The sequence below is a fragment of the Halanaerobium salsuginis genome, from assembly GCF_900114545.1.
GTDB classification, from domain to species: Bacteria; Bacillota; Halanaerobiia; order Halanaerobiales; family Halanaerobiaceae; genus Halanaerobium; species Halanaerobium salsuginis.
On record NZ_FOTI01000002.1, the window covers coordinates 142,948 to 160,342 of the forward strand.

The window sequence follows — 17,395 nt, forward strand, 5'->3', positions numbered from 1 at the left end:
TTTCTTATTTAATTATTTCATAAATCAACTTATTTGAGGCTGGCTTATCTGAACTTATTGTAAATGACTGCTCTAATTTTGCTTTTGCTTCTGCTAAATTTTGAGCTGAATTATAATAAATAACAGCCAGACTCTCTCCTTTTTTAACCTGATCACCAATTTTTTTCTTCAACTCTAGGCCAACAGCAAGATCAATTTGTGAGTCTTTATTTTCACGGCCTGCTCCTAACAGCATAGCAGCTAAACCCACTTCAATTGCTTCAATTTCATTAATATAACCTGACTTTGCTGCTGTTATTTCCAGACTGTTTTCAGCAGTAGGCAGCAGTGTTAAATCTTCAACTACAGCTGGATTACCTCCCTGAGCTGTTATCATTTCTTTTAATTTAGCTAAAGCTGCTCCTGAGTTAAGTTTTTCTCTTAATAATTTTTTACCTGCCTTCAACTCAGTAACTTTATCAGCTAATTTAAGCATTCCAGCACCTAATTCTATACATAGTTCTGTTAAATCTGCTGGTCCATCTCCCCGCAATGTAGTAATTGCTTCTTTTACTTCCAGAGCATTTCCAACTGCTTTTCCTAAGGGCTGATTCATATCAGTTAAGTAAGCTGCAGTTTTACGACCAGTTTGTTTCCCGATGTTTACCATAGCCTGAGCCAGCTTACGAGCAGATGATTTATCTTTCATAAAAGCTCCATTACCAGTTTTAACATCAAGCACTATAGCATCAGCTCCTCCAGCAATTTTCTTACTCATAATACTGCTGGCAATCAAAGGAATTGATTCTACAGTTGCAGTTACATCACGTAAAGCATAAAGTTTTTTATCAGCAGGGGTTAAATTACCAGTCTGACCGACAACTGCCAGACCATGCTGATTAACATTATCAAAAAACTTATCTTCACTTAAAGAAGTATTAAAATCCGGGATAGATTCTAGTTTATCAATTGTTCCTCCTGTATGGCCCAGACCTCGACCAGACATTTTAGCAACTGGCAATCCTGCAGCAGCAACTAAAGGAGCCAGAACAAGCGTAGTTGTGTCACCTACCCCGCCTGTACTATGCTTATCGACTTTAGTTCCAGTAATTGGACTTAAATCTATCATATCACCAGATTCAGCCATCAGCATTGTTAAATCAGCGGTTTCTTGAGCATCCATCCCCTGAAAAAAGACAGCCATTGCCCAGGCTGAAATCTGATAATCAGGAATTTCCTCTTTAACATAACCAGTAATTAAAAACTCTAATTCTGCCCTGGTTAAGCTTTTTCCTTCTCTTTTTTTATATATTATATCATATGCACGCATTATTAAAACCTCCAGCTAAATATTTTTAATAATTCCTCGCATCAATTTGATAAAATCAGGTCTAACCTGAGCAGCAATTTCGACTACTTCACTGTGATCAAGAGGTTGAGCTAGAATACCAGCTGCCATATTAGTTATGCAGGAAATACCAAGTACTTCTACTCCCATATGACGGGCTACAATAACCTCCGGAACAGTTGACATACCAACTGCATCAGCTCCAATTGTCTTTAAAAATTTTATCTCTGCTGGAGTTTCATAACTTGGTCCAGTCATCGCAGCATAAATACCTTTGCGAAGTAAAATTCCTTCCTGACGAGCTATTTGCTCAGCAGTTTTAATTAGATCTTTACTATAGGCTTCTGATAAATCGGGAAACCTTGGTCCTAATTCAGCGAGATTAGGTCCAATTAAAGGGTTATCTCCTAAAAGATTGATATGATCTGAAATCAGCATAAATTCACCTGGACTATAGTTCTCGTTGACACCTCCTGCTGCATTAGTTAAAATTAATTTATCAATTCCAACTGCCTGCATAACTCTAACTGCAAGTGTTATTTTCTGAATAGAATAACCTTCGTAATAGTGAGCTCTTCCCTGCATAGTAATTACAGTTTTGCCGGACAACTGTCCGATAACAAACCTTCCTGCATGACCTTCTACTGTAGAAACAGGAAATTCTTTTAGTTCAGCATAGTCAATATAGACAGGATTTTCAATTTCTTCTGCCATTACTCCCAGACCTGATCCTAAAATTAAACCTAATTCTGGCTTATTTTCAATTTTATTTAAAATTATCTCTGCATTTTGTTTGATTATATCTAACATAAATATAGCCTCCTTAAAATTAAATTATAAATTTACCATCTTCATAAATAAGTTCATCATCTGCATATATCTTGCCACCGTTTTTCATATCACACAGCATATCCCAATGAATAGTTGATTCATTTTTGCCCAGAGTTTCAGGATAACTCATTCCAAGTGCAAGATGGATTGTTCCACCCATTTTTTCATCAAAAAGCATATTACGAGTAAAACGCTGAATACCCTGATTACAGCCTACTGCTATTTCTCCAACAAAGCGGGCTCCCCGATCAGCTTCCAGTAAAGAATTAAGCAAATCTTCGCCCTGAGAAGCTTCAGCACTAATTACTTTACCTGCTGCAAATTCTAATTTAATATCTTCAACTTCCTGGCCACTATAAATACCTGGATAAGAGAATCTAATTTTCCCATGCACAGAATCTTCAACTGGGCCGGTAAAAATTTCTCCCCCTGGATAATTTTCTTTTCCCTGATCAACTGTCCAGATTCTACCGGATGTTTTACAGTAAAGATCAGTTCCTTCTGCTACAAAATGGAAGTCTGTTTTTTTATTTAAAATCGCTGCTATCCTTTTCATTTCCTGACCAAATTCCTGCCAGTAAGCTACCGGATCATTTCGATCAAGATGACAGGCCTGATAAACAAATTCCTGATAATCAAAGAATGACATTCCAGCTTCTTGAGCATCTGATTGAGTTGGAAATTGACAGATATTCCAGTTTAAATCACCTGCTGCAGCTCTGTCATTCATCAGTTTTGATATATTTTTTTGGGCAAGAGAACGCAGCTTTATTTTTTCGGGATCTATACCAGCTAAGCTTTTGGTATTATTATGACCAAGAATTCTGAGATAACAATCAATATTTTTCATTAAAAATTCATCAAATGGTGAAACATACTCTAACTGCTGCCGGGAAGCACTGCGAAAAAATAATTCTTCTTGTTCAGCAAATTTTGTAATAACTAGGGGATGTCCTCCCTTAAGGACTTCCTGATAAACAGCTTTAATGAGTGGAAGACTGACATCTTCACCTTGAATTAAAACTTCACTTCCATCTTTGACCTGTAATGAATAATTAGTCAGTAATTTAGCATATTTCTTGATTTTTTCTTCTATCATATTCAAACTCCTTTACTCTTTAAGCAAAAACTACTTTACCATAAATTCCTCCTCCACCAGGAAGAAAATTAAAGTCATGCTCTCGAATTCGTTTTATTTTCTGATAAACGCTCCCACTGCTACAATCTTTTAGCTCAGCCAGACTTAACTTATGAATAATTTCCATTTCAGTTCCACAATTTTTTAACAATTTAGCAGCAGTTTTTTTCCCAATCCCGGGAATATCAAGCAGTGGTACCTGATAAGTATATTGAGCACGATGATCGGGATGCAGATCAGGCTGCTGATCTGCTATTGCAAGTATCCGGTCTTTCACTCCCACTATTAGCTTATCTGCTCCACAATCAGGACAGCTTAAAATAGGTTCAGGGCCAGCAAAAACTTGCTCACAAACTTCACAGTAGCTGCGGTGATACTTACCTAATTCCGGATTAAGCCCATAATTATGAATAACCTGCCGCCCAGCTTCCCGTTTAAGGGCTTTTAAAAATTCATTAAAGTTAAGTTCAGCCAGCTGAATAATATTATATTCACGGGCTATTTTAGGTAATGAATGGGCATCTGAATTACTTAAAAATGTTTTTTCATTTAGTTCAGTAAGCAGATCAGCCATTGCAGTATCAGCACTTAATCCCAGCTCTACAGCAGGTATTTGCTGCCATTCCTGCTCAGTAAATATCTCCTTAAAAGTGCTAAAGGCTCTACCATAAAAACTTTTATGGGGAGTAAAAATATGAGCTGGAATCATGATTCCGCCATGATAACTAATAATCTGCAATAATTCTTTACCAGTTAAACTAGCTGCTTGAGAACTTAAGTTAATATTAGAGATATAATTGGCCATAGTCAAACTAAATTCTTTAATATCTTTTAAGTAAGGGAAAAAAGCAAGATAATGAACCTGACCACCATTTGCTTCTCTACTTTCTATTTCAGCCCCTGGCAAAACCAGCATTTTTTCTTGATATAAAATACCACCATCGGGTAATTCACGCATTTTCCCAGCAGATAACAAATCTTCGATGTCAGCCATTACAGCTGGAGAAGCACAGTCAATAATCCCGACAATATCCAGGCCCTTTTTAAAAGCTGCTTCTGCTAAAATATTAGGAAAATTAAGCTTACGGGAAGCAGTTATTTTAACTGGACTTCCTCCACTAGCTGCCCCAATATGAATATGTAAATCAGCAAAAAAATTATTTAGCATTAAAAATCACCTAAATAATACATAACAGCAATTAATGTTTTACTATCTTTTAACTTCCCTGCTTTAAAAAGTTCAAGTAGTTCTGTTTTAGTTTTAGGAACTACTTCAATATATTCACCTTCATCAAGATTCTGGCCGACATAACTTAAATTACTGGCTTGATAAATATAAATTTTTTCACTGCTGTAACCAGGTGTTGGATAAAATTCAAATAATTTTTCCAATTTTTCTGCCTGATAGCCAGTTTCTTCCTGTAATTCTCTGGCTGCACATTCAATAACTTCTTCGCCAATTTCTAGTTTACCAGCTGGAATTTCATAAATAACTTCTTTAACAGGATAACGATACTGGCGAATTAATAGTATTTTACCACTTTTATCTTCAGCCAGAACAGAAACTCCACCATTATGTTCAACAACTTCCCGACTTGAATTATTTCCATCTGGAAAACTAACCTGATCTTTAAACAATTTCAAAATATTGCCCTGATAAATCAATTTTCTTTGTTCGCACTTTTCCTGCTCTAATTTCATAACATCCTCCAGTTTAAGATACTTTTAAGTCAATTCTAATTTTATCAGCAATTCTGGCAATAAACTGAGAATTAGTAGGCTTCATATTTTCATTAATATTATTGGCAAAATATTTTTTTAAAGCCTCTTCACTCCCTCTCTGCCAGACAACTTCAATCGCATGCCGAATTGCTCTCTCTACACGACTAGGAGTTGTGTTAAACTCTGCAGCAACTTTAGGATATAATTCTTTAGTTACCGCATTGATTAGATCAATATCATTAATAACTGATTCAACTGCATAGCGAATATAATGATAACCTTTTATATGAGCGGGAATTCCCATTTCATGCATAATAGAAGTAATTAATGCAGGATAATCTTTTTCTTCTTTGGCAGGAGCTGAATAACGTATTTTAGGTTGATATTCTTCCTGTTTAATTACCAATTGTCTCAACCTGGTTACTAATTTATCAAGATCAAATGGTTTCATAATATAATAATGCACACCTAGATCAATTACTGTTTTCATTATCTCATCATGTCCCATTGCAGTTAAAGCTACTATCTTCATTGTATTAATCAAATTACGTGCATTTAATTCTTCCAGAACTCCAATTCCATCTAAATGAGGCATAATTAAATCAATAATTAAAATATCAGGGTTCTGATTATTTATTAAATAATTGAGGGCTTCTTCTCCATTATGAAGTATTTCAACAACTTTAAAGTCCTCATTCATTTCAAGAAATTCAGCCAGCAGCTGGCAAAATTCCTGATTATCATCAACTATTAAAACTTTTATTTCAGTACTCATTTTTTTATCCCCCTTGCTTTACTTTAAAATTGCCAGCCAGATTTAACATTTCTTCTGCGTGAGCAATTGTTTTATCTGTCATTCTAGTTCCCCCAATCATACGAGCAAGTTCTTCAATTCTTTCTGTTTTAGCTAAAGGATAAATACGAGTAAAAGTTCTTTTCTCACCCTTTTCTTTTTTGATCAAAAAATGATGATCAGCCTGACTTGCTATTTGAGGTAGATGGGTAATACAAATAATCTGTCGACCTACTGCAATTTGAGAAAGCTTATCAGCCATTTTAGCTGCTGTCTTACCACCAACTCCACTATCAACTTCATCAAAAATTAAAGTATCTACCTGATCCAGAGCAGCAGTAATTGTTTTTAGTGCCAACATAATTCTTGATAACTCACCACCAGAAGCAATTTTAACCAGTGATTTCAATTCTTCTCCCCGGTTAGGAGAAATTAGAAACTCTATCCGGTCAATTCCATCAGCAGCAATATTTTTTTCTGAAAAATCAACTTTAAATTCTACATCTTCCATAGCTAAATCCTGCAGCTCAGTTTGTAAATTATTTTCTAATTCTACTGCATAATTCTGCCTTATTCTGGATAAATCAGCTGCTTTGACAAGTAATTTTGACTTAATTTCATTTTCTTTTTTTTGCAGCTGAACTAGTTTTTCTTCCAAATTTTCGAGACGATTTTTCTTGCTATATAATTCTGTTAAATAATTTAAAATTTCTGTTTCACTATCACCATATTTACGCAAAAGACCATTAATTAGATCAAGCCGCTGACTAAGCAATTTAAGACGATCTTCATCATAGTCAAATTTTGCTTCAAAATCATTTAATTCAAAAATAAATTCTTCCAAATTATAGTAAATATCATTAAAATGTTGATTAAGAGCAGACAATTCCTCATTATATTCATTAAAATTCAACATTTTATTTTTTAAAGCTGCCAGACGATCAATAATCCCCTGTTTGCTAAATTCATCCCCACTTAAAACATTAATAAATTCATTAATAACTTGATAAATTTCTTCTCCATTTTCCAGTACTTTATATTCTTCTTTTAAATTTTTATATTCACCAGCTTTTAATTTAGCAGTTTCAATTTCTTCAATCTGAAAATTAACCATATCAAGTTCCCGAACTCGTTCTGATTCATCAATTGCTACTGCTGCTAATTCCTGCTTTATTTCTTTTAAACTCTGATAAAGTTTATTTATTTCTGTTTTATGTTCGGCAATTTTTTGCCCGATAAAAGCATCAAGAATCATCAGATGATAATCTTGATTTAATAATAACTGATGCTCATGCTGACCATGAATATCAATCAAATAACGGCTAATTTTTTTGACAATTTTTAGGGTAGCCAGCTGACCATTAATTAAAGTTCTATTGCGGCCATTTTCCCTAATTTCTCTGGCTATTAAAATTCCATTTTCTTCTGTTTCTATACCAGCTTCTCTTAGAAATTGATTAATTAGTTCTAGTTCATCAGGCTGAAAAAAGGCAGATATATAAGCTGCCTCCTTACCACTTCTTATTATATCTGTTGATGCCCTTGCCCCTAAAAGTAGATCGAGAGCTCCAATTATAATTGATTTACCAGCTCCAGTTTCTCCACTTAAGATGTTTAAACCTTGTTTAAAATTAATATTAACCTGATTAATTAATGCAAAATTTTTAACCTGTAAGTCACTGAGCATTATTTTTCCTCCTGTCAGTTAGGTGTTAGGCAAGATTCATTTTTTCTTTTAAAATGGTATAAAAAGTCCGATCAGGCAACTTAATAATGGATAATTCTTGATCTGCACCAGTTAACTGGATCTCATCACCTGGAATAAGTTTGTTTTTCTGCCGTCCATCTGCACAGCCTTTAATTGAACGCCCATCACTATCGACAACTATTCTAATTGCTTCTTTATTTGAAATAACCATCGGCCGTAGATGAAGATTATGAGCACAAATTGGAGTAATTAAAATTGCTTTAATCTGTCGGGGATTAATGATTGGTCCTCCAGCAGAAAGAGAATAAGCTGTTGAACCGGTTGGAGTAGCAATAATTAAACCATCTCCTCTAAATTTATTAACCAGCTCATTATTAATATATAATTTAATTTTAAGCATTTGAGAGTCTGGGGCTCGATTAATTACATAATCATTTAAAGCATAGCTGCTCTCCAGTACTTTATGATTCCGCATATGTTTAGTTTTCAACATCATTCTTTTTTCAACCTTAAAATTACCATCAGAAATCATTGCCAGAGCTTTTGTTAGTTCCTCAGTTTCCACATCAGTTAAAAAACCAAGCCGCCCTACATTAATTCCTAAAAGCGGTAGTTCAGAGCCGATAAAATGGTGTGATGTATGTAAAAAAGTCCCATCGCCACCAATAATCATTACATAATCAGCTTCTGCTTTCATCTTTTCATAATCAGCTACCTTATCCTGTTTACTAAGCTGAAAGGCAGCTCTTTTTTCTAATAAATAATCATATCCCTGCTTATCAAACCAGTCAATGGCTCGTTCAGCCACTGTAAAAGCTTCTTTTTTATTTAAATTTAAAATCATAGCTGCTTTCACTTAACTAACCTCCCAATTCCTGATGTGCTGTTTTGACTACTTCGCTAATTTTTTGCTGCCAGTCCGCAGATATTAAATCATCTGTCGACTTGCTATACTTTAATCTAATTAAATATTCAATATTTTTACTGCTGGCACCAGTAATTGGAGAATAAGCTAATTGACAGGGTAAAAAACCAGATCTGAGAAAAAACTCACTTAAAGATTCAATAACATCCTGATGAACTGCAGGATCTTTAACTACTCCATTTTTGCCAACTCTTTCTCTGCCTGCTTCAAATTGAGGCTTAATTAAGGCAACAAAATCACCATTTTTTTGGAGAAATTTTTTTACACCTGGAATAATTAAACGCAGCGAAATAAAAGAAACATCAGTTACAATTAAAGGAACTTCTACTGGTAAGTCTTTTTTTTCTAAATGTCTAAAGTTACAGCGTTCTATAACTTCAACTCTCTCATCCTGCCGCAATTTCCACGCCAATTGACCATAACCAACATCAATTGCATAAACTCGAGCAGCTCCGTTTTGTAAAAGACAATCAGTAAAGCCGCCAGTAGAAGCCCCTATATCAATTACTTCTTTTCCTGTTACACTAAGTTCAAATTTTTCTAAGGCACGAGCCAGTTTAAAACCACCACGGCTAACATAAGGATTAACCTGGCCACGGTATTCAATTTCAGCATCAAGTGCTATTTGTGTACCTGCTTTATCTTCACGAACTCCATCTACAAAAACAAGCCCGGCCATAATTGCTCTTTTGGCCCGGGATCTGCTTTTAAAAAGCCCGCGTTCAGTAGCAATTAGATCTAATCTTGCCCGGGCTGCCATAATTTTTCTACCTCCTCAACTTTTCCCAACAGAGCAAGCGCATTTTTAAAAATCCCTTTTGCATCAAGTTCAAATTCCGCCTTCATTTCTGCCATAGATCCCTGTTGAACAAATTGATCGGGAATACCAAGACGGCTGTGATCTGGCAATGGTAATTGCTGATCAGCTGCCAGTTCCAAAATGGCTGAACTAAAACCACCAGCCAGCATTTGTTCCTCTAAGATTAAGAGTTTTTTACTTGTTTTGATAGTTTTTAAAATATCTTCTTCAGCCAGAGGTTTAACAAATCTAGCATCAAGTAAGCCAATCTTAAAACCATGCTGCTGGAGAACTGCCGCTGCTCTCTGAGCTGGATAAACAGTTGAACCAATTGCAATTATATTTAAATCAGTATCTTCTAAGCTAAGCAGTTCTTCTGCTGTAGCAATTTTTATTTCTGCTAATTCTTCTGGCTGATATTGGCCATTTATTACTCCTCTAGGATAACGTAATACAGCTGGGCCAGCATAATTAATAGCTGTATAAAGCATCTGTTGTAGTTGCTCTGCATCCCGGGGAGCCATCATCACTAAATTAGGCACAGGACGTAAAAAAGAAAAATCAAATAATCCCTGATGAGTTTCACCATCATTGCCGACAATACCAGCCCGATCAATTGCCAGAGTTAAATCAACATTTTGAATTGCCGCATCATGGATTATCTGGTCATAGGCTCGCTGGGCAAAAGTAGAATAAAGGGCACAGACTGGTTTTAAACCTCCCTTAGCCAGACCAGTACTCATAGTTACTGCATGCTGTTCTGCTATTCCAACATCATAATAGCGATCTGGAAATTGAGCAGCAAAAATACTCATCCCTGTCCCACCTGGCATAGCTGCTGTAATGCCAACAATTTTGGGATCTTCTTTAGCAATTCTGGCTAAAGTTTCACCAAAAACGGTGCTATAACTTTTGTTAGATTTTTGTTTTTTAAGGCTGCCATCACTTAAATTAAATGGCCCAACTCCATGAAATTTATCTGGATTCTGTTCAGCCGGAAGATAGCCTTTCCCTTTTTTAGTAATTACATGCAAAAGAACAGGTCCTTTAATTGCTTCAGCCTGCTGAAAATAATGTGTTAATTCTACTATATTATGTCCATCGATTGGTCCCAAATATTTAAAACCAAATTCTTCAAATAAAATTCCTTGAATAAAGGTATATTTCAAAGCATTTTTAACTCGATCTACAGCTCCTGAAACAGTTCCCCCAATTCTGGGAATTTTATTAATTAAAAATTCTATATCTGATTTAACTTTGTTCAAAGTTGGATCATTGCGCAGTGAAGCTAGATAGTTAGAAACAGCTCCAACATTATCTGCAATTGACATCTCATTATCATTTAAAATTACATTAATGTTAGCTTTAATATGGCCTGCATGGTTAAGTGCTTCAAAAGCCATACCTCCAGTTAAAGCTCCATCACCAATTACTGCATAAATATCACCCTGCTGCTGCAGAGTATCACGTGCCATAGCAAGCCCAACTGCAGCTGAAATTGAGGTGCTGCTGTGACCAGCCCCCATAATATCATGAGGAGATTCACTACATTTAGGATAACCACTCAAACCATTTTTTTGTCTTAATTTAGTAAAACAATCTTTACGACCGGTTAAAATTTTATGAGTATAAGCTTGATGTCCAACATCCCAAATTATTTTGTCAACTGGACTATTAAGATAGTGGTGAAGCGCAATAGTTAATTCTACTGTACCTAAATTAGAAGCTAAATGTCCTCCAGTAACGGAAATGTTTTCTAATAAAAATTCTCTGATCTCTTCGGCCAGTTTTTTAAGCTGGTAAGATTTTAATCTTTTTAAATCAGCCACGGTATTTATTCCTGCTAAATAATCACTCATCACTTACACCTCTTTTTAATAAGCCAAGCAAATATCTATATATATAAATAAATAGAGTTAATGTTTTTCCAGCTAAAAATATTATTTCAGTAGATTTTTTCATACCATAATGTTTAAAAAAAGCTTTCCCTCCGACAGTTAAGGCAGAAGCAAGGCCAATAATAACTAAACTTGTCCAGAAATTAGAAAAACCATAATAATTAATTAAGTCGAGAGCAATTACTGCACTAATAGCACCACTTATAGTACCACAAATATCACCAACAATATCACACATTAAACTCGATACTTTATCACCATTTTTAGCTAGATAAAGAGCAGTTTTAGCACCAAAAATTTTTTTAGCAGCTTTTGCATTAAAAGGCTCTTCCCGGGCTACAGTTGCAGCCACTCCAATCATGTCTGATAAAACCCCAGTTATTATAATAATTAACAGTATTATCACTGCCATCGGTAATGGTACATACTGAACCTGAGTTTGAGATACAGAAGACACACTCACCGCAATAAAAAAAGTAATTATAGCAATAACAATACTGCTCAAGAATTTATTCAAAAATTTATTCACCTCATTAATAAAATAGCAGATGGTGATCTGATAGATAAATGCTGTGTCATAGGTCCAGCAGGTTTTCCCCGGGAATTCCCATCTGTCGCCAGACAGGAGATTTCTCATTAAATTCCCGCCGCAGGGTTTCCCACTACAGAGCTGGATTACCACTCAGAACACACTTTAATCCCTACCCTACCCATTAAGACAGTCTAGAAGTTTTCCTTAACAACATTTAAACTATCTCCTAGCTTCTTTTGCAGTAATGGTTTCCAGCAGGACCAACAAGAGACTGGATCCAGGTCTAATGTTTTGCTACTGTCTCCATTACCACTTCAAAGCAGGCTACACTGTTTTACTTTACAGTAAAAACAGGTTAACCTGGCCTTGCTATGTATCATCTAACTCGACCAGGCCTCCGCGGGAAAGGGGTCAACGCCCACATGCCATTGTGGATCGCCCCAAGCCCTTATCTCTCTGCAAAAGCCCCCGACTGGGCGTCAGCAGCCATTACAAAGAACTTCATCGATGTGCCCTTGGACGGATTTTTAGCCCCGCCTTCAAAGATAGTATGCCGACTAGAATACTGCACCATCTGCATTTTAAATAATTATAACACATTTATAAATGCCCTTCAATTAATGCTTTCTAGTTAAGATATAATCAACCAGGTCTACTAAATAATTTGTTTGACCACTTAAAGAAGCAAGGCTGGCTTTTGCTGCTGCTGCATATTCTCTGGCAGCTGACTCTGCCCCTTCTAACCCAAGTAAACTGGGATAAGTTGATTTATTAAGTTCTTCATCTCGGCCAGCTTCCTTACCTAGAGCAGCTGTATCACCAGTTAAATCAAGCAAATCATCTACTATTTGGAATAAAATACCGATATTTTGGGCATAATTAAAGAGAGCCTTTTCCTGATCTTGTTGATAGTCAGAACAATAAACACCAATTAAGACAGCTGCTTTTAACAAAGCACCTGTTTTCCCCTGCTGTAATTTTTGCAGTTGCTCCAATTTAAGCTGTTTATTTTCTGCCTGAATGTCAAGCACCTGCCCCCCTACCATACCCTGATAACCAGCTGATCTGGCCAGCAGATTGATCAGTTTTACCTGTCGCTCATCAGCAATTTCTAACTCACTTAAAATTTGAAAAGCATATGTTAAAAGGGCATCTCCTGCCAAAACAGCAATCGCCTCACCATAAACTAAGTGGTTGGTTTTTTTACCTCGCCGCAGCTTGTCATCATCCATAGCTGGTAAATCATCATGAATTAAAGAATAGGTATGAATCATTTCTAAAGCTGAGCCTGCAGTTAAAGCTGCTTGGTAATTACCTCCTAAAAGTTCAACAGTTAGTAAAGATAAAACTGGTCTAATCCGCTTACCACCTGAGAATAGTGTATAGCTCATTGCTTCTGTTAAAATTGGAGCAAGCTCATCTGATTTAAGTTCCATTAATTCTTTTAATTTATTATCAACAGCTGCTGCTTTTTCTGTTAAAACTGTCTTCAATTCAGCCAAATTTATTCCCCCTCAACTTCAGAAGCAAAAGGAACTTCTTTGCTAAATTCATCATTTTCTTTAACCATTAATTCAATTTTTTTCTCTGCTTGATCTAATTTTTGATGACAAAATTTAAGCAGCTGCATTCCCTGGCTAAATTCTGCCAGTGTTTTATCAAGTGAAAGTCCTCCCTGCTCAAGATCTTCAACAATAACTTGTAATTTTTCTAAAGCAGTTTCGAAGTCTATTTTTGCTAGATCTAATTTTGCCGAATTATTTGCTTTCTCATTCTGTTTAGTCATCTAAATCACCTACTTTTTTTGCCTGTACTTTCAATTTTGCTCTACCATCTTTAAGCCGAGCAGTTATTTGCTGTCCAACGGATAAATTTTCGACAGATGTAATTGAATTATTTGTTTTATCCTGTAGAATACTGTAACCCCGATCAAGGGTCTTTAAAGGACTAAGATTATTTAGCTTATGATATAAAAGCTGATATTTGTTTTCCCAATCAGTATAACTTTTTTCTGTCTGATGGAGCAGCTTAGTTTCCAGGCTATCAAGCTGTTGTTGATAATCTCTAAAAATTTCAGCTGGAAATGCAAAAATTCGCCGCTCTGCAATATTTTTTAATTTGTTTTTTACTTCCTGCAGCTGGTTTTGACTAGTATTAATTAAACGCTGGCTTAAATTCTCCAGTCTATTTAAAATTTCTTCCCGATTAGCTGTGGCCAATTCGGCTGCTGCTGAAGGAGTTGGGGCTCTTAAATCAGCTACAAAATCTGCTATGGTAAAATCTGTTTCATGACCAACTCCACTGATTACAGGTAAGGCGGAATTGAAGATGGCCCGGGCCACCTCTTCTTCATTAAATGGCCAGAGATCTTCGATTGATCCCCCACCCCGGCTAACTATAATCAAATCAATATCAGATCTGCTGTTTAAATAATTGATCCCGGCTGTTATTTCAGCTTTAGCTAATTTACCCTGCACATGGGCTGGCACAATTAACACAGAAAATTTACCGCTTCTTCTCTGCATTACCGAAAGAATATCCCGGATAGCTGCCCCTGTTGGTGAGGTTACAATCCCTATTTTTTTAGCTAATAAAGGAATAGACTTTTTTTGACTTTCAGCAAAGAGTCCTGCTTTTTCTAATTTAACTTTTAATTTTTCAAAAGCTCTATATAGTTCTCCCTGACCTGCCTTTTCTAATTCACGAGCATAAAATTGATATTCACCCCGTCTAGCATAAATATCAAGATTGCCCCGGGCAGTAACCTGCATCCCATCTTCTATTTCAAAATCAACTTTAGAATTATAACCTTTGAACATAACTGTTTTAAGCTGAGAATTTTTATCTTTTAAAGTAAAGTACATATGACCTGAACTATGATGATAAAAATTAGAAATTTCACCTGTAACCCAGAAATCGGTTAATACCGGGTCTGAGTTAAGTAAAGACTGCAGATAATCAGTTATCTCAGCTATGGTAAAAATCTTTCTTTCTTCATCTGTATTTGTAAATAAATTATTTTGATATAATTCTGTCATAAAATCACTTCTAGTTTTAGTTTTTGGCTAATAAATATTTTTTAATATTCTCAGCTGCTGTTTTGCCTGCTCCCATTGCTTTAATTACTGTTGCAGCACCAGTAACTACATCACCACCGGCATAAATGCCTTCTCTACTTGTCTGCTGGTCAGAATCTACTTCAATGCCACCCCAACTCTTAGTTTTAAGATCTTTAGTAGAGCTAGTTAAAAGTGGATTAGGATTTTGACCAATTGCAATAATAACTGTATCAAGCTCCAGCTGCCAGTTTGAGTTGGCAATTGGAACTGGTCTTCTTCTGCCGGAAGCATCTTTTTCGCCCAATTCCATCTTCTGGCATTCCATAGTTGCCACTCGACCTGATTCGGCATGGATAGCAACTGGATTATTAAGCAGCTTAAATTCAATACCTTCTTCACCAGCATGATGAATTTCTTCACTCCGGGCTGGCATCTGTTCTTTAGCCCGGCGATAAACTATATAAACATCTTCTGCTCCAAGTCTTTTAGCAGTTCGAGCTGCATCCATTGCCACATTACCTGCTCCTACGACTGCAACTTTTTTGCCAACTACAACTGGAGTTTTATATTCTGGATATTTAAATGCTTTCATCAAATTAACTCTGGTTAAAAATTCATTAGCGGAATAAACTCCGTTTAAGTTTTCTCCAGGAATACCTAAAAATCTAGGCAGACCAGCACCTACTCCAATAAACATTGCTTCATAACCCTGTTCAAATAATTCATCAACTGTAATAGATTTTCCTACTACAACATTAAGTTTAATTTCTACTCCCAATTCTTTGATAGCTGCTACCTCCTGGTCAACTATATCCTTGGGAAGTCTAAACTCAGGAATTCCATAACGCAAAACTCCACCAGTAGCATGTAGTGCTTCAAAAACTGTTACTTTAAGCCCATATCTAGCCAGATCTGCTGCTGCAGTAAGACCTGCTGGTCCAGCACCAATTACAGCTGCTTTTTTACCAATCAAGGCAGGTATTCTATCTTTTTTTAATTCTTCATCTCCAGATTGAGATGTACCACGTTCCATATTATAGTCTGCTACATATCTTTCCAAGCGTCCAATTGCTACTGGCTCATTTTTTATTCCCATTACACAGACATTCTCGCACTGCTCTTCCTGGGGACAAACCCGACCACAAACAGCAGGTAAATTGTTTTTGCTTTTGATAATTTGGTTTGCTGATTCAATATTGCCATCTTTAACTGCCTGAATAAATTGGGGTATTGGGACATGGACAGGACACCCTTCTACACAGGGCTGATGTTTACACTGCAGACATCTTTCTGCTTCTACAACTGCTTCTTGATCTGTATAACCAAAAGGTACTTCCTTAAAGTTCTTAATTCTTTCCTCCGGCTTTTGTTCACGCATCGGAGTTTTTTCTTTCTGAACTGCCATTATTTCTCCTCCTCAACCACATTAGCATAAACAAGATTTTCTTCATCTCGATAAAAATTAAGTCTATTCATTAATTCATCAAAATCAACCTGATGGCCATCAAAAGAAGGCCCATCAATACAGGTAAACTTAGTTTCTCCACCAACAGTTACTCGACAGGCTCCACACATTCCAGTACCATCAACCATAATTGTGTTTAAACTCACAATTGTTTCTACATCAAATTTTTTAGTTAAATCTGCAACTACTTTCATCATAGGAACTGGTCCAATTGCAACTACGAGATCAATATCGCCTTCTTTTTCCAAGAGGTCTTTTAAAATATCAGTTACAAACCCATGATGTCCATAACTGCCATCATCAGTTGCAATAAATAGTCTATCACTATATTGTTCTAATTCATCTTCCAAAATAATTAAATTTTTAGTTCTAGCACCAGTTATACTGATTACTTCTGCTTCAGTTCCAGAAAAACCTCTTACTTTGGGATATAAAAGGGCAGTTCCTGATCCTCCTCCCAGTAAAACTACTTTTTGATAACCATCTAATTTAATATGATGGCCCAATGGTCCAACTATATCCTGGATAAAATCACCCTTGTCCATTTTACCCAATAATTTGGTAGAATACCCTACCTCTTGAAAGATAATAGTAATTATACCATTTTCTCTTTCATAATCAGCTACAGTCAGAGGGATTCTTTCTCCCTGTTCATCAACACGCAATATAATAAAATTCCCTGGTTCAGTCTTAGCTGCAATTAAAGGTGCTTTAACTTTTAACCTTTTAATTGTTGGAGCCAATACTTCTTTGGCTAAAATTTCGTACATAATTTACCTCCTACTTAAAAATAAAGCTTAAAATTTTTATTTTGCTTGAACTATTTTTTTACTTATGTAAAGTAATTTTAACATAAAGATAGTTCTATAGATAGTGCTATTAATAACTAATTCTTTCTTAGAACCTGCAATTCCTGCATTTATTTTAGTATAAATCGTTTTTGATAAATTATTATTTTATTCACAATTTAATTTAAATTCAGCCACTATTTTTTTAAATTTAACTTCACTTATTTATTTAGTTTCTTGCTTGACAAAATTATCTATTTGGGTTACAATATTATTTGTCAGTGCGAAAGTGGCGGAACTGGCAGACGCGCTAGGTTCAGGGTCTAGTGGTCTCACGACCGTGAGGGTTCGAATCCCTCCTTTCGCACCATTGATATAGCAGTGATAAGAGTCCTTTTTGGGCTCTTTTT

16 protein-coding genes and 1 tRNA gene are annotated in these 17,395 nt (G+C 35.8%); 1 reads left to right on the forward strand and 16 read right to left on the reverse strand.

Annotated features, from left to right (window positions below; translation table 11 throughout):
* Window positions 1-4 precede the first annotated feature (4 nt).
* The 16 genes from BMZ74_RS01665 to BMZ74_RS01740 all read right to left on the reverse strand — a co-directional run bounded on the left by BMZ74_RS01665 (window position 5) and on the right by BMZ74_RS01740 (window position 16,967).
* Window positions 5-1,309, reverse strand: a complete 1,305-nt coding sequence (locus BMZ74_RS01665) for a pyrimidine-nucleoside phosphorylase (protein ID WP_089858647.1) — start codon at window positions 1,307-1,309, stop codon at window positions 5-7.
* Between the two features lie 15 nt (window positions 1,310-1,324).
* On the reverse strand, window positions 1,325-2,137 hold the full coding sequence (locus BMZ74_RS01670; RefSeq protein WP_089858651.1) for a purine-nucleoside phosphorylase: 813 nt from the start codon (window positions 2,135-2,137) through the stop codon (window positions 1,325-1,327).
* Between the two features lie 19 nt (window positions 2,138-2,156).
* On the reverse strand, window positions 2,157-3,257 hold the full coding sequence (locus BMZ74_RS01675; RefSeq protein WP_089858655.1) for an aminopeptidase: 1,101 nt from the start codon (window positions 3,255-3,257) through the stop codon (window positions 2,157-2,159).
* Between the two features lie 19 nt (window positions 3,258-3,276).
* Entirely contained in the window at window positions 3,277-4,464 is a 1,188-nt protein-coding gene (locus BMZ74_RS01680; protein WP_089858658.1) for an endonuclease Q family protein, read from the reverse strand.
* Window positions 4,464-4,997 (reverse strand): NUDIX domain-containing protein, encoded by a 534-nt coding sequence (locus BMZ74_RS01685; RefSeq protein ID WP_089858660.1) that lies wholly within the window; start codon window positions 4,995-4,997, stop codon window positions 4,464-4,466. The genes BMZ74_RS01680 and BMZ74_RS01685 overlap by 1 nt, the downstream gene beginning before the upstream one ends.
* Window positions 4,998-5,010: 13 nt before the next feature.
* Window positions 5,011-5,793 carry a sporulation transcription factor Spo0A gene (gene spo0A, locus BMZ74_RS01690; protein WP_089858664.1) on the reverse strand — a complete coding sequence of 261 codons (783 nt, stop codon included), beginning with the start codon at window positions 5,791-5,793 and terminating at the stop codon, window positions 5,011-5,013.
* 4 nt (window positions 5,794-5,797) lie between these two features.
* Window positions 5,798-7,498: a DNA repair protein RecN gene (gene recN, locus BMZ74_RS01695; RefSeq protein ID WP_089858668.1), complete on the reverse strand. Its 1,701-nt coding sequence runs from the start codon at window positions 7,496-7,498 to the stop codon at window positions 5,798-5,800.
* A gap of 25 nt (window positions 7,499-7,523) precedes the next feature.
* Window positions 7,524-8,375 carry an NAD(+)/NADH kinase gene (locus BMZ74_RS01700; RefSeq protein ID WP_245750778.1) on the reverse strand — a complete coding sequence of 284 codons (852 nt, stop codon included), beginning with the start codon at window positions 8,373-8,375 and terminating at the stop codon, window positions 7,524-7,526.
* 4 nt (window positions 8,376-8,379) lie between these two features.
* Window positions 8,380-9,204: a TlyA family RNA methyltransferase gene (locus BMZ74_RS01705; protein ID WP_089858671.1), complete on the reverse strand. Its 825-nt coding sequence runs from the start codon at window positions 9,202-9,204 to the stop codon at window positions 8,380-8,382.
* Window positions 9,183-11,102, reverse strand: a complete 1,920-nt coding sequence (gene dxs, locus BMZ74_RS01710) for a 1-deoxy-D-xylulose-5-phosphate synthase (protein ID WP_089858676.1) — start codon at window positions 11,100-11,102, stop codon at window positions 9,183-9,185. The genes BMZ74_RS01705 and dxs overlap by 22 nt, the downstream gene beginning before the upstream one ends.
* On the reverse strand, window positions 11,095-11,658 hold the full coding sequence (locus tag BMZ74_RS01715; protein ID WP_089858679.1) for a hypothetical protein: 564 nt from the start codon (window positions 11,656-11,658) through the stop codon (window positions 11,095-11,097). The genes dxs and BMZ74_RS01715 overlap by 8 nt, the downstream gene beginning before the upstream one ends.
* 632 nt (window positions 11,659-12,290) lie before the next feature.
* Entirely contained in the window at window positions 12,291-13,175 is an 885-nt protein-coding gene (locus BMZ74_RS01720; protein WP_089858682.1) for a polyprenyl synthetase family protein, read from the reverse strand.
* 2 nt (window positions 13,176-13,177) lie between these two features.
* Window positions 13,178-13,459 carry an exodeoxyribonuclease VII small subunit gene (gene xseB, locus BMZ74_RS01725; protein ID WP_089858685.1) on the reverse strand — a complete coding sequence of 94 codons (282 nt, stop codon included), beginning with the start codon at window positions 13,457-13,459 and terminating at the stop codon, window positions 13,178-13,180.
* Window positions 13,452-14,711, reverse strand: a complete 1,260-nt coding sequence (gene xseA / locus BMZ74_RS01730; protein ID WP_089858687.1) for an exodeoxyribonuclease VII large subunit — start codon at window positions 14,709-14,711, stop codon at window positions 13,452-13,454. The genes xseB and xseA overlap by 8 nt, the downstream gene beginning before the upstream one ends.
* A gap of 16 nt (window positions 14,712-14,727) precedes the next feature.
* Window positions 14,728-16,137 (reverse strand): NADPH-dependent glutamate synthase, encoded by a 1,410-nt coding sequence (gene gltA / locus BMZ74_RS01735; protein WP_089858690.1) that lies wholly within the window; start codon window positions 16,135-16,137, stop codon window positions 14,728-14,730.
* Window positions 16,137-16,967, reverse strand: coding sequence for a sulfide/dihydroorotate dehydrogenase-like FAD/NAD-binding protein (locus BMZ74_RS01740; protein ID WP_089858693.1), 831 nt, complete (start codon window positions 16,965-16,967; stop codon window positions 16,137-16,139). Before BMZ74_RS01740 ends, gltA begins: the two co-directional genes overlap by 1 nt.
* Before the next feature lie 301 nt (window positions 16,968-17,268).
* Between BMZ74_RS01740 and BMZ74_RS01745 the strand changes: the two genes are divergently transcribed.
* A tRNA-Leu gene (locus tag BMZ74_RS01745) sits at window positions 17,269-17,355 on the forward strand.
* Window positions 17,356-17,395 lie beyond the last annotated feature (40 nt).

Coding starts and splice junctions, on each gene's coding strand:
- BMZ74_RS01665 (WP_089858647.1), bottom strand. CDS start 1,309: ATGCGTGCATATGATATAATATATAAAAAAAGAGAAGGAAAAAGCTTA.
- BMZ74_RS01670 (WP_089858651.1), bottom strand. CDS start 2,137: ATGTTAGATATAATCAAACAAAATGCAGAGATAATTTTAAATAAAATT.
- BMZ74_RS01675 (WP_089858655.1), bottom strand. CDS start 3,257: ATGATAGAAGAAAAAATCAAGAAATATGCTAAATTACTGACTAATTAT.
- BMZ74_RS01680 (WP_089858658.1), bottom strand. CDS start 4,464: ATGCTAAATAATTTTTTTGCTGATTTACATATTCATATTGGGGCAGCT.
- BMZ74_RS01685 (WP_089858660.1), bottom strand. CDS start 4,997: ATGAAATTAGAGCAGGAAAAGTGCGAACAAAGAAAATTGATTTATCAG.
- spo0A (WP_089858664.1), bottom strand. CDS start 5,793: ATGAGTACTGAAATAAAAGTTTTAATAGTTGATGATAATCAGGAATTT.
- recN (WP_089858668.1), bottom strand. CDS start 7,498: ATGCTCAGTGACTTACAGGTTAAAAATTTTGCATTAATTAATCAGGTT.
- BMZ74_RS01705 (WP_089858671.1), bottom strand. CDS start 9,204: ATGGCAGCCCGGGCAAGATTAGATCTAATTGCTACTGAACGCGGGCTT.
- dxs (WP_089858676.1), bottom strand. CDS start 11,102: ATGAGTGATTATTTAGCAGGAATAAATACCGTGGCTGATTTAAAAAGA.
- xseB (WP_089858685.1), bottom strand. CDS start 13,459: ATGACTAAACAGAATGAGAAAGCAAATAATTCGGCAAAATTAGATCTA.
- xseA (WP_089858687.1), bottom strand. CDS start 14,711: ATGACAGAATTATATCAAAATAATTTATTTACAAATACAGATGAAGAA.
- gltA (WP_089858690.1), bottom strand. CDS start 16,137: ATGGCAGTTCAGAAAGAAAAAACTCCGATGCGTGAACAAAAGCCGGAG.
- BMZ74_RS01740 (WP_089858693.1), bottom strand. CDS start 16,967: ATGTACGAAATTTTAGCCAAAGAAGTATTGGCTCCAACAATTAAAAGG.